Raw genomic sequence first — 11,703 nt, 5'->3', positions numbered from 1 at the left:
CCGCCGCCATCACGTGCTGCGACATTGCGGGAGACACGCGGAAGTCGCCGCTGCGATGGCGTGCTCGGCTGCCACGATATCAGGCGCGTGACCTGGTCGTGCGTGCGGTGATCACCCTTGCCGTTTGCCCCGGGCTCAGCCCGGTCGTGCGTCGTTCCTCCCTCGAATGTCCTGCTCGTTGCGCGAATTGGAGCATGCGCTCCCGCCTTTGTAATCGCGATCTTGGTAGTAGGACGAGACGACTTAAGCCTTTGATTTTGCTTACGGCAATGCAGCGAACCCATGCGTGGGGCGAGGCCGGCGGGCGGCCGCCTAGTACTTCCTGGCGATTGAACGCAGCCGCCCGTCCTCCTAGTCGAGCCGTACAAGCAAAACGGCAACAAGGGTGGAAGCGATGCAGATGAACGACAGCCAGCGGATCCCAGCGTCGAAGGAAACGGTGTGGGCTGCGCTCAACGATCCCGATATTCTCAGGCGCTGCATTCCCGGCTGCCAATCGCTCGAGATGGCATCGCCGACCGAGATGACGGCGACCGTGGTGCTGAAGGTCGGCCCGGTCAAGGCGACGTTCAGCGGCAAGGTGACGCTGACCGATATCGATGCGCCCAACGGCTATCGCATCGTCGGCGAAGGCGCCGGCGGCGTCTCCGGCTTTGCCAAGGGCGGCGCGAAGGTCAGGCTGGAGGAAGAAGCGCCCGACGTCACCATCCTGCACTACGAGGCCGATGCGCAGATTGGCGGCAAGCTCGCTCAGCTCGGCTCGCGATTGATCGACTCGACCTCGCGAAAACTCGCCGCGAACTTCTTTGAGAGTTTTGCCGGCCTGGTAGCGCCATCATCGTGATTGATGCGCGCCGCCGCCTTGATTCGAGCGCGCATTTCGAGCTGCAAAATAAGGGCAGGACGCGAGGCGGGACAACGAGATGAGCGGCGAAAGCCGCCAATGATTTGCACTACTACCTTCCGCCTATACTAAGCGCGAAAAGGCGATGCTGTAATTTCGAACGATGGCTCGCAGGCGAACTGCGCATCACGGGCGCAAGCCGCTCGGGCGCCCAACGAGGCGTGCACAACAACATCGCGGAGGGAATACATGACCTTTGGAACGAAGGGCTTCTTGGCCGGCATCTCCATGATTGCGATGCTCGCCGCCGTCACACCGGGCGTTCGCGCCAACGACTCGCTGCTCAAGGCGCAATCCGATTCGAATCAATGGGCCGTTGCCGGCCACGATTACGGCAACACGCGCTTCAGCCCGCTCAAGCAGATCAACACCGAAAACGCGGGCAAGCTGACGCTCGCTTACTCCTTCTCGCTGGCCTCGCTCCGTTCGAACGAATCCTCGCCGATCGTCATCGGCAACACGCTGTACGTTTCGAGCTCGTGGGGGCCGAAATACGTCTATGCGCTCGATGCGGCGACGGGGCAGCGCAAATGGACCTGGGAGCCCGAGATTCCCGAGGACGTGCTGCAATATGCCTGCTGCGACGTGAACAACCGCGGCGTCTCCTATGCCGACGGCAAGCTCTTCGTCGGCCGCCTCGACGGCAAGCTGACGGCGCTCGATGCCGCGACCGGCAAGTCGCTGTGGACGGCGAAGGTGGTCGACTACAAGCAGGGCTCGGTCATCACCTCGCCGCCGCTCGTCGTGCGCGACAAGGTCATCACCGGTTTCGGCGGCGGCGAATACGGCGTGCGCGGGGCGCTGCTGGCTTTCGACATCAACACCGGCAAGCAGGTGTGGCAGACCTACACCGTTCCGTCCCCGGACGAGCCCGGCGGCGACACCTGGAAGGGCGACTCCTTCCAGCATGGCGGCGGCGCGGCCTGGCTGGTCGGTTCCTACGATCCGAAGAGCGACACGGTCTATTGGGGCACCAGCAATCCCGGCCCGTGGAACACGGCGGTGCGTTCGACCGGCGACGGCAATTTCGGCAAGTTGACCAACCTCTACACCGCCTCGACGCTCGCGCTCGATCCCAACACCGGCAAGATCAAGTGGCACATCCAGACCACGCCGGCCGACGCCTGGGACTATGATGGCGTCAACGAAGCCGTTCTCGCCGATCTCAAGATCGGCGGCAGCACCGTGCCGGCGCTGATGAAGGCAGACCGCAACGGCTTCTTCTTCGTCGCCAACCGTGAGACCGGCAAGGTGTTGTCGGCGGAGAAATACGTGTTCTCCAACTGGGCCCAGAAGTGGGACGTCGCCACGATGCGCGCGGTCGAGGATCCCGACAAGCGTCCCGGGCCGAATCATCCCGCCAAGGACATCTGCCCGAATCTGATCGGCGGCAAGAACTGGCAGCCGATGTCGTTCAATCCGCAGACTGGCCTCGTCTACATCCCGTCCAACAATGTCTGCATGGACTGGTCGGTCAGCGATGTCGCCTACAAGCGCGGCGTGTTCTATCTCGGCGCCGAATTCCCGACCAAGGAAGGCCCCGGCGGCTTCCTCGGTGAGCTCGTGGCCTGGGATCCGGTCGCGCAGAAGAAGGTCTGGTCGATCAAGGAAGACCTGCCCTTCAACGGCGGCACGCTGACCACCGGCGGCGGCCTCGTGTTTGCCGGCAACATCCATGGCGACTTCCGCGCCATCGATGCGAAGTCCGGCAAGGTGCTGTGGAGCAAGAATCTCGGCTCCGGCATCGGCGCAGGCCCGGTGACCTATCAGGTCGACGGCAAGCAATATGTGGCCATCGTCGTCGGCCGCACCGCTGCGCTGCCTGCGTTCCTGGGCGAGGTAGGAAAGAAGATGACGGCCGCAGCCCCCGAGGGCGGTTCGCTCTTCGTGTTCTCCGTCCAGTGACCACTCGCGCGCGTATCCTCGAGGTGACGGGATACGCGCGCGCTTTCTCCAAAGTTTAGCTGCGGCATCGGGCGGTGCCTTGTGCCGCCGCGCCTGGCTCAACAAGCTCCGGCGCAACAAACCAACGCAAGGGAGACGAGGATGTGTCCGAATCATTCCGCCACCGGTGCGAACCGACATCGCGCTATCGCAGCTCTGCTCGCATGTGCCGCCGCAGCGCTGATCGTTCCGGCCTCGCCGCTGCAGGCCGAGGCGGCGCAGCCGTTCCGTCTCTGCGCCGATCCGACCAACCTGCCATTCTCGAGCGACAGTTCGTCGAAGCCGGGCTTCTACGTCGAGATCGGACAAGCACTGGCGCAGGCGCTCGGCCGGCCGATCGCCTATGACTGGTACAAATCCTATTTCGGCAAGCGCACCGTGCGCGTCACGCTGCTCGGCAAGCAATGCGACGCCATGATCGGGCTGCCGCGGTCCGAGGATTTCATGGGTCCGGCCGTGATCTTCTCCGACACCTTCGCGAAGGAGGGCTATGCCCTCGTGGCCGCCAAGGAATCTACGAAGGGCGCGGCGGTCGGCGGCATCGACGGCCTCAAGGGCAAGCGCGTCGCCGTGCAATTCGCCAGCACGCCGCAAAACCTGCTCGCGAGCCGCGACGACATCCAGAAGGTGACGGTGCTGTCGCCCGAGGAAGGCATGCAGGCGCTCGACCAGGGCAGGGCCGACGTCGCCTTCATCTGGGGACCGGTCGCCGGCTGGCTGAACAAGACTAGCTACGACGGCCGCTACCAGATCGAGCTCACCGAGGGCGAAGGCCTGTCATGGGATGCTGCCATCGGCTTTGCCAAGACCTCGACCGAGTTGCGCGACCGCGTCAATGCCGTGTTGCCGCAGCTTCAAGGCAAGATCGGCGAGCTCGCCGTGAAATACGGTTTGCCGACCGGCGCGCCCGTTCGCTTCGGCGCGGCGCCGACGCCAGCGCCGGTGACGACGGGCACGGGAAGCGGAGCCGGCGTCGCGCAGGTCGCCAATGTCGTGGCGACCGAGATCAAGGGCGATGCGGTTGCGCCGGGCACCGAGGCCGTCGGCGCGGGCAAGGAGATCTTCAACGGAACCTGTGCGCACTGCCACGGTCCCGATGCGATCCAGAGCGAGCGCAAGATCGATCTGCGGCTGCTGCGTCACCGCTACGGCGACGAGATGCGCGAGAAGTACTGGACCACCGTGCACGAGGGGCGGCCGAACAAGGGCATGCCGGCTTGGAAGGAGGTCTATACCGAGGACCAGTTCAACAGCATCTATTCCTTCCTGCTGACGGTCCAGACCGAATCGAACGACTGAACGGTCTTGACCGAACCCGATCAGGAGGATGTGGTAGCGTTGATCCGGCACCGTCCCGGTGCCGGACGGATGCCGGATGGTTCCGCCGCTTCCGCTGCGGCGGCGGATGTCCCTACGGCGCAGCATTCGGCGGTGCAGTCCTGTGAAGGCGCCATGACCAGCTTCCTGATCATCGACGATCATCCGCTGTTTCGCGAGGCGCTCGGCAATGCGGTGCGGCTGGCCTTGCCGGAGGCGCGGATCTTCGAGGCGATGTCGATCGAGGACGCCCTTCACATCCTGACGGCCGAGCAGGGCGAGGGCATCGACCTCGCGCTGCTCGATCTCCTGCTGCCGGATGCGACCGGCTTCTCCGGCTTTCTGCGCTTGCGCGAGGCCCATCCGCGCCTGCCGGTCGCGATCGTGTCGAGCGAGGAGGACCAGCGCGTCGTCCGCGAGGCGCTGGAGCTGGGGGCCGCCGGTTTCCTGCCGAAGTCGCTGTCGAAGCGCGAGCTGGCGCAATCGATCGAGGGCGTGCTGAATGGATCGGTGTCTGTGCCGAAGGATTTCGTGGCAACGCCGCAGCGGCGCCGGGCCGAGGCCAGCAAGGCGATCGAGGTCAAGCTGCGCGAGCTCACGCCGCAACAGCTTCGCGTGCTCGATCTGCTGCGGCGCGGCTATCCGAACCGGCAGATCGGTCAGGAGCTTCAGCTCGCCGAATCCACCGTGAAGGCACATATCACCGAAATTCTGCGCAAGCTCGGCCTGTTCAGCCGCAACAAGGCGATCATCGAGATCGGCAAGGTGGACCTGCCGGATCCCAAGGCCCGGCCCTATGCGCGGGCCGACCGTGGGCGGCCGCAATGACGCGCAACATCCTGCTTGATCTGGATCAAGCCGGTCTGGTCCGGCTGCGACATTCTCGTTTCGGCGTCGAACCCGTCGATCATCTGACCAATCAACCAGGCAATCAACCAGGAATGGCTCACGTGTGATGCGATTTCTGATCGTCGAAGACCATCCGTTGTTTCGCGAGGCCCTCGAGGGGGCGCTCCAGATGGTGGCGCCGGCGGCCGAGATCCTTCAGGCGACGTCTATCGACGGGGCGCTCGAGCAGGCCGCGGCGGCTGCCGAGCTCGACCTGATCCTGCTCGATCTGTCGATGCCGGGCACCACGGGCCTGTCGGGTATCATCCGCATCCGCAAGGCCTTTCCCAGGATTCCCGTCGTCATCGTGTCCGGGCATCAGGATCCGCAGATCATGTCCGGCGCCCTGTCGCTCGGCGTCTCCGGCTACATCCTCAAATCGTCCTCCAAGCAGGAGCTGGCGCAGTCGATCGGCGAGGTGCTGCGCGGCGCGGTCTGTGTCCCTGCCGCCTATCGCGGGCTGGTCCGCCCGCAACGCGCCGCCGGCCCGGCGCAGGATCTCCTGAAACGCCTGCACGAGTTGACCCCGCAGCAATTGCGCGTGCTCGAAATGCTCAAGCGCGGCCTGCAGAACAAGCAGATCGCCTTCGAGCTGAATATCTCCGAGACCACGGTGAAGGTTCACGTCTCCGACATCCTGCGCAAGCTCAACGTGCTTAGCCGCACCAAGGCCATCGTCGAAATGTCCCGGATCGATTTCGCGACGCTGGCCGGCGAGGGGGCCGGCCTGAAGCGGGAGCGTTCGCAGGCCGATTCCCCCTCGGGATAGTCCGGCGTCAGTCGTCGGAACGAGGCGAGCCGCGGCTCAAGCCGGCAACGGCTGGCCGGCCTGCTCGCGGGCGATGTAGTCGGCGTACCAGTCCGGCCAGTTCGCATCGTACTGACCGCCGTTCCGCTTCTCGTGCTCACCGTGTGCCGCAGCCGCACGTCGGAGCGCGCTCGCGAGCTCGGACGAGGAGGTGAATGTTGTGCCTCCTGCCTCTACGCGTCCCGGCAATCGCGTGGTGATCTCCTGGAACAGCCAGCCATTGCCGTCGGGATCGTTGAACGAGACGTACGAGCGATAGCTGGCGCGCGCGGGATCTAGGCCAACAATCCGACGGCGCCCGAACAGATAAGGCTCGTCGGGTCCGGTGTGTACGTCGCCTTCAGCGTGGAAGACCTCACTGACTTCGACACCGCGACCTCGCAGATCGTCTCGCGCGGCTTCAATGTCGGAGACGATCAGGTACAGGCCCTGGGCGGAGCCGGGTGCCGCCGCGGTCACGTTCTTGCCGAAGATGACTGAGGAGGGGGAGCCGGGCGGTGTGAACTGGATCACGCGGTAGTCGTCAGGCCCCGCGAAATCGGCGTCGAGCCTCCATCCGAGGTTCGCATAGAACTTCTTGGCGCGATCGACGTCGGAAACAGGGATGACGACGACTTCGAGCTTCATGTCGATCGTTGGCGCTTGGGTGGTCTCGTTGGCATTGCGGGCAGACATTGCTCTCTCCTAAATTAGATCGTTTACGATATATTCGTGTGCGCTATATAAAATAACGTGGAGCCTCAATGTCAATCTTCCGATTTAATCGGACGCGATATATATGCGTGCGGAACTTCACATGTCCGTGTCGGAAAGGGTTGCCCCAATGAGCCTGAAGAACGGTCCCAGGGCCGATTCCAGAGACGATTCAATGACCAATCAGAAGCCGAAACCGAAACCGGCCGAGGGCGACCGGCGCCTCGACGATTTCCTGTGTTTCGCGATCTATTCGGCCAACCTCGCCTACGGACGAGCCTACAAGCCGGGCCTCGATGAACTCGGCCTAACCTACCCGCAGTGGATTGCGATCGTGGCGCTGTGGGAGCAGGACGACCAAACCGTGCGCGAACTCGGCGACAAGATGTTCCTGGAATCCAATACCCTGACGCCGATCCTCAAAAAGCTCGAGGCGATGGGCTATTTGCGCCGCCAGCGCGATCCCGCCGACGAGCGGCAGGTGCGCGTCAGTCTCACCGACGCCGGCCGACGCCTCCGCGAGAAAGGCATGCACATGAATCTCGTGAAGTCGAGCGGACTCAAGCCGGATGAGTTCGCGCGGCTGCAGAAAAGCGTCGTCAGGCTCCGCGACAATTTAATCAAGGCGATGGAGGAGGAGTGACAGGCCCCGTCTACTTTGCATGGGGTTGTTTTCGATATTTTTGTCTTGGCTACGTCCGATAGCCCCGCCGCAAGGAGGACGAGGCGAAGATCATCCGCGCTTCAGCTCAGCAGGAACGACAGCAGCGCCCGCATCTCCGCCGGCTTGATCGGCTTCTTCAGCACTTCGAGGCCCTGGAGGCTCGCCTGCTTCGCCGCCTGCTCGGAATAGTCGGCGGTGATGATCATGGCGGGCGCGTCGAGCTTCAAATGCTCCCGCACGTCGGTGATGGCCGAGAGGCCGCTCTCGCCGTGATCGAGATGGAGGTCGGCGATGACGACATCGGGCGCGCCGCCGAGCTCGCTGAGGCGCACGAGCGCATCCGCGGCCGATCGCGTGGTCGCGACATCGCAGCCCCATTCCTCCAGCAGCGCGGCCATCGCGTCCGAGCCGTTCGGATCGTTCTCGATCAGCAGGATCTTGGCGCCTTCGAGCCCGCTGTAATCGTAGTGACGCGCGGTGGGCTCGACCTCCTGCACCTCGTCGGCGACCTCAGCGAGGTCGGCCGGCTCCAGCTCCAGGGTGAAGGTCGATCCCTTGCCGAGCTGTGACGACAGCCGCACCTCGTGCCCGAGCGCGCTGGCGAAGCGGCGGACGATGGAGAGGCCGAGCCCGAAGCCGGCCTGGTCGGCCGCCGTGGCATCGCCGCGCTGGAATTCGCGGAAGATCGCTTCCTGCTGGGCCTGCGCGATCCCGGGTCCGGTGTCGGAGACCTGGACGCAGATCTGGCCGCCGCGCGGCCGGCATCCCATCACGACGCCGCCGCTGCGGGTATAGCGAATGGCATTGGCGAGCAGGTTCTGCAGAATCCGCCGCAGCATCATCGCATCCGACATCACCGCGAGCTGAGCGGGGCGGATGCGCAAGGACAGGCCTTGCCGCGCGGCGATCGGCTCGAACTCGTTGCGGAGCTGCTCGAACAGGGGCGCCAGCGCGATCGCGCGCACGTCGGGCTTGAGCGCGCCGGCATCGAGCTTGGCGATCTCCAGCAGCGAGCGCAGCAGGTCCTCCAGCATCACCAGCGAGCGGTTGGCCTGGTCGATCAGTACGCCCGCTTCCTGACACTCCATCATCTCCATCAGCGCGGACAGGGTCAGACGCGCCGCGTTGAGCGGCTGCAACAGATCGTGGGTGACCGAGATCAGCACGGAGGATTTCAGCGAGCTTGCCGCCTCCGCCTGCTGCTTGGCGCGGTAGAGACCCTCATTGGCGCGCTCGACCGAATGCAGCGCCTCGCGCAATTGATGCGTCCGGTCCCGAACCTTGTGGTCGAGCGCGATGGCGGTTTCGAACAATGAAAAGGCGTTGAGCTGCTGGTCCATCGAGCGCTCGACGCGCGACATCAGCGCGGCATTGATCTTCCTCAGCTTGGCGGCCTCGCGCCTGAGCTGGTCGATCGCATCGGGGCCCTGCCACATGTCCGTCACGACGGGCGCCTTCCGATCGCAACTCCCGTGAAGGTCTGGTTCACATGCATGGAGCCGAACTGCTCGCCGTAGGTGTGAAAGCCGACCACGCGGTTCTGCCGGTACAGCTCCGACATGTCGCGGGCGAGCTGATGCTGCTCGGCATCGAGCCGGCGGAGCAGGCATTCGAAGCCGATATAGAGCGAGACGTCTCCGATCTGGTCGCGGATGTCGGCGAACGTCTCGCGGGCCGCACCGACCAGGCTTCGCGACGTCGCCGCGGTCAGCACCATGCCCTCGTCGATAGCACAGAAGAAATGCAGGGAGCCATCCGGCTCGACGCGCTGGATCGAGCGCGCGTAATAGGCGCCGCCGACGCGCACCAGGACCGGATGCGAGGCGAAGGAGAACGGATCGAGCTTGGCGTCCATGATGCCGACCACGCGCGAATATTCCTGCGCAGCAGGCTCTGCGTTCAGCTCCCGGACCGTGCGGTTTTCGATGTCGGCCTCGGTCACCACCATCTTCTGCGCCTGCGGCTCGAAATTGTCGCACTTGAAGACGCGGAACGGCAACGAGGTGTTCAGCAGGATCAGCAGGGCGGCATTGCTGTGTGCCTTGCCGTCGAAGAACACGAACGTCTTCTCGAAGCGTAGCCCGTCGCCTGCCGACCCGCCGACGACCGGAATATCGTCAAGCGATGCATAGATCGCGGACATCACCGCTTCTTCGCGGCGGCACAGCCCGTCGATCAGGACCAGGCCGAAGGGATTCCCGCGCTCGACCTGCGGCGTGGCCCGCAACAGCTCGTGCCGGAGCTCGCCGCCGATCCTGCGGCCGTCCTCGACGCGGAAGCTGTCGAGGTTGAAGATGGGGCGCACCACCGCGGAGAAGTCGGCGCGGCTGAACGCCAGTGCCACGACGCTGTTCTCGTCCCAGCCATCGGGGGCAAGCTCGCCCGCGGTGGTACAACCGCAGACCTGGGTGTCATCGAATTGCCGGCTGATCTCGGCAATGAAGCGATCGGGGTCGTAGCTGGGGGAGAGGAACACCAGGATCAGCGCCAGCCCGTCGGACGGGAGCTGGGCCGCCAGCTCGGCCACGGCGTCATCGACGCTCGCGGCCTTCGACTTGGCCACGGCAACGCCAGACGCACCGCCAAACCGAAAATCGGTTTGCCCCACTCGGTTTCTCCCTCGAGGCTCGGTCTAATGCCAAGTGCCTGATAAGTATTCGAGAGTAGGGCGTTTTCCGGTGAGCCGCAACACGGCACCCGCTCCCCGTATGCCCCGATGGGTTTACCACCCCTTGACGATTCTGCCCTAATTTTGCGCAACGTTCGGAAAGGGCTGCTTCCGGACCGCAGAATCGCTGCAAGAACATGAACGGGGGTTGGGAATGTCCGGGCGTACCGCATCGCCGTCGAAGCGTGCACTATTTCCGACCCTCAAGTTCCGCGCAAAAATCATCCTCGGCTTCGCCGCCGTGCTGGTGATCTCCGCCGGCAGCATGGCCTTTTCCTATTTCGGCTTCGAGCGGGTCGCCTCCGGGGTCGGATCCTACCGCAGCAGCGTGTCGGAGGCCGATCTCGCGCGCAATATCGACCGTGAGCTGCTCGCCTATCGTTCGGCCGCCAAATATTTCGTCGTCACCGGCAAGGAAGACGACGCCAAGGCGGCGCTCGATGCCGAGGCCAGCCTGAAGAACGCCATCGACCAGGCCGTCAAGGCCGCCACGAAGCCGGCGCGGCAGGAAAGCCTTGGCAAGCTCGCCAAGGAGTTTTCCAACTTCTCCGCGACCTTCGCCAAGGTGCTCCAGGCCAAGCGCGACAGCGCGCTGCTGGTGCAGAACCAGCTCCAGCGCAACGCCAACCTCCTGAAATACAAGCTCGACGACATCGGCAACAACGCCTCCGACGCCGAAGCGCAGGCGATCGAGTTCGGCACCAAGCAGGTCAATGCCCAGTTCCAGACCGCGAGTGCGGCGGCGACCAATTTCGTGCTGACGTCCGACCAGGCGATCGCCACCAGCGCGCTGGCACGGCTGAAATTCGTCGAGAACTCGCTCGGCGCGGTCTATTCGATGGACGACAAGATCGTCGCCGGGCTGAAAGATGCCAAGGCGTTGCTCGGCGCCTATCGCGAGGCGCTGGAGAAGCTGATCGCCAACGCCAAGCTCGTCGATGACCTCGTCACCAACATGAGCGGCTCGGCTGGCGCGATCCAGCAAGGCGCCACCGCCATGAAGGCGGACCTCGTCGCCGAGCAGCAGCGGCTGGATTCGGAGTCGGCGGCGACCATTGGGCAGACCGAGCAACTGGTGCTGATGCTGGCCGTCGGCGGCACGCTGCTCGGTGCGGTCCTCGCCTTCCTGCTCGGCACCGGCATCTCGCGGCCGATGATCGCGATGTGCAAGGCGATGCGGGAGCTCGCCTCGGGCAATTTCGACGTGGTGCTGCCGGGTCTCGGCCGCAAGGATGAGATCGGCGAAATGGCCGGCGCCGTCGAGGAGTTCAAGATCCAGGCCGTTGCAAAGGCCGAGCGCGATGCCGCCGCCAGCGAAGCGCAGAACCGCGAGCAGGCCGCAAGCCGCCGCGCCGAGCTGATCCGCTTTGCCGACGATTTCGAGAGCGCGGTCGGCGCCATCGTCTCCAACGTCTCGGCCTCGGCCGTGCAGCTGGAATCGGCGGCTTCGACGCTGACCCGCACCGCCGAGACTACGCAGAGCCTGTCGAGCCAGGTCGCCGGCGTCTCCGAGCAGGCCTCCTCCAACATGCAGTCGGTCGCGACCGCGACCGAAGAGCTGTCGGCCTCGGTCGAGGAGATCGGCCGCCAGGTGCGCGATTCCAGCCGCATCGCAGAGGCTGCCGTGATGCAGGCCAAGGAGACCGACGGCCGCATCGGCAAGCTGTCGCATGCCGCCCAGCAGATCGGCGAGGTGGTCAAGCTGATCACCGCGATTGCCGAGCAGACCAATTTGCTCGCGCTCAACGCCACCATCGAGGCCGCCCGCGCCGGCGAGGCCGGCCGCGGCTTCGCGGTCGTGGCGAGCGAGGTGAAGT

The 11,703-nt window shown here is 64.7% G+C and carries 11 protein-coding genes; 8 read left to right on the top strand and 3 right to left on the bottom strand.

Annotated elements, in window-relative coordinates:
* Window positions 1–394 precede the first annotated feature (394 nt).
* From HZZ16_RS32210 to HZZ16_RS32190, 6 genes are all read left to right on the top strand, one after another.
* Window positions 395–844 carry an SRPBCC family protein gene (locus HZZ16_RS32210; protein WP_197954220.1) on the top strand — a complete coding sequence of 150 codons (450 nt, stop codon included), beginning with the start codon at window positions 395–397 and terminating at the stop codon, window positions 842–844.
* Between the two features lie 249 nt (window positions 845–1,093).
* Entirely contained in the window at window positions 1,094–2,809 is a 1,716-nt protein-coding gene (locus HZZ16_RS32205; protein ID WP_246510567.1) for a PQQ-dependent methanol/ethanol family dehydrogenase, read from the top strand.
* 141 nt (window positions 2,810–2,950) lie between these two features.
* Complete coding sequence (locus tag HZZ16_RS32200; RefSeq protein WP_197954219.1) at window positions 2,951–4,147, top strand: c-type cytochrome; 1,197 nt, start codon at window positions 2,951–2,953, stop codon at window positions 4,145–4,147.
* A gap of 153 nt (window positions 4,148–4,300) precedes the next feature.
* The gene (locus HZZ16_RS32195; RefSeq protein WP_197954218.1) at window positions 4,301–4,993 is read left to right on the top strand and encodes a response regulator; all 693 of its coding nucleotides are present in this window, start codon (window positions 4,301–4,303) and stop codon (window positions 4,991–4,993) included.
* A complete protein-coding gene (locus tag HZZ16_RS38005) occupies window positions 4,990–5,121 on the top strand; it encodes a hypothetical protein (RefSeq protein ID WP_283815887.1) in 132 nt (43 codons plus the stop codon). Before HZZ16_RS32195 ends, HZZ16_RS38005 begins: the two co-directional genes overlap by 4 nt.
* Window positions 5,121–5,822, top strand: coding sequence for a response regulator (locus HZZ16_RS32190; RefSeq protein WP_197954301.1), 702 nt, complete (start codon window positions 5,121–5,123; stop codon window positions 5,820–5,822). Before HZZ16_RS38005 ends, HZZ16_RS32190 begins: the two co-directional genes overlap by 1 nt.
* A 36-nt stretch (window positions 5,823–5,858) precedes the next feature.
* Here the strand turns inward: HZZ16_RS32190 and HZZ16_RS32185 are convergent, their stop codons facing one another.
* Window positions 5,859–6,536: a VOC family protein gene (locus HZZ16_RS32185; protein WP_197954217.1), complete on the bottom strand. Its 678-nt coding sequence runs from the start codon at window positions 6,534–6,536 to the stop codon at window positions 5,859–5,861.
* 193 nt (window positions 6,537–6,729) lie between these two features.
* Between HZZ16_RS32185 and HZZ16_RS32180 the strand changes: the two genes are divergently transcribed.
* Complete coding sequence (locus HZZ16_RS32180; protein WP_246510566.1) at window positions 6,730–7,197, top strand: MarR family winged helix-turn-helix transcriptional regulator; 468 nt, start codon at window positions 6,730–6,732, stop codon at window positions 7,195–7,197.
* A gap of 101 nt (window positions 7,198–7,298) precedes the next feature.
* Here the strand turns inward: HZZ16_RS32180 and HZZ16_RS32175 are convergent, their stop codons facing one another.
* Window positions 7,299–8,654 (bottom strand): hybrid sensor histidine kinase/response regulator, encoded by a 1,356-nt coding sequence (locus HZZ16_RS32175; RefSeq protein ID WP_197954300.1) that lies wholly within the window; start codon window positions 8,652–8,654, stop codon window positions 7,299–7,301.
* Between the two features lie 5 nt (window positions 8,655–8,659).
* Entirely contained in the window at window positions 8,660–9,826 is a 1,167-nt protein-coding gene (locus tag HZZ16_RS32170; RefSeq protein WP_197954207.1) for an FIST N-terminal domain-containing protein, read from the bottom strand.
* 214 nt (window positions 9,827–10,040) lie between these two features.
* Between HZZ16_RS32170 and HZZ16_RS32165 the strand changes: the two genes are divergently transcribed.
* On the top strand, window positions 10,041–11,703 hold a 1,663-nt coding region (locus HZZ16_RS32165; protein ID WP_197954205.1), incomplete at its 3' end, for a methyl-accepting chemotaxis protein.

The sequence above is a fragment of the Bradyrhizobium glycinis genome, assembly GCF_016031655.1.
Taxonomy (GTDB): domain Bacteria; phylum Pseudomonadota; class Alphaproteobacteria; order Rhizobiales; family Xanthobacteraceae; genus Bradyrhizobium; species Bradyrhizobium glycinis.
Note: the sequence above shows the minus strand (reverse complement) of the source record. Positions and strands in the feature narration are given on the sequence as shown.